The 362-nt window shown below is 64.1% G+C and carries 1 pseudogene; it reads right to left on the bottom strand.

Features of this window, described 5'->3' with window-relative positions:
* A pseudogene (locus tag EN804_RS35210) lies at nt 1-362 on the bottom strand (ABC transporter permease); the annotation flags it as partial.

Below are 362 nucleotides of genomic sequence, written 5' to 3'. Positions count from 1 at the left end.
ATAACGCGCAACATCCTCACTGGAGCCCACCGCCGTCAGATGCCGCCCGTAGCGGGTACGGTAAAGCACGAAGGCGGCTATCGCAGCCGTGACGAAGATGACGATGACCGGCACCGGCACGCCCAGAACATTGCCGAAATAGACCGGGCGATAAAGCGTCTGGATTTCCGGGTTGCGCAGCGTGATCGCGCCGCCCTGCGACAGCCAGGTCGTCAGCCCGCGATAGATACCCATGGTGCCGAGTGTGGCGATGAAGGGTTCGATGCGGCCGATGGTGGTGATGAGCCCGTTTACCAGCCCGCAGGCCGCGCCGATGGCGAGCGCGAGCGCCATTGCCGCAAGAAGCATCAGCAACGGGCTCG

Origin of the sequence: Mesorhizobium sp. M8A.F.Ca.ET.161.01.1.1 (assembly GCF_004792105.1) — a bacterium.
Taxonomy (GTDB): Bacteria; Pseudomonadota; Alphaproteobacteria; order Rhizobiales; family Rhizobiaceae; genus Mesorhizobium.
The sequence above is the reverse complement of the archived record's forward strand: the minus strand, read 5'-3'. Positions and strand labels throughout refer to the sequence as shown.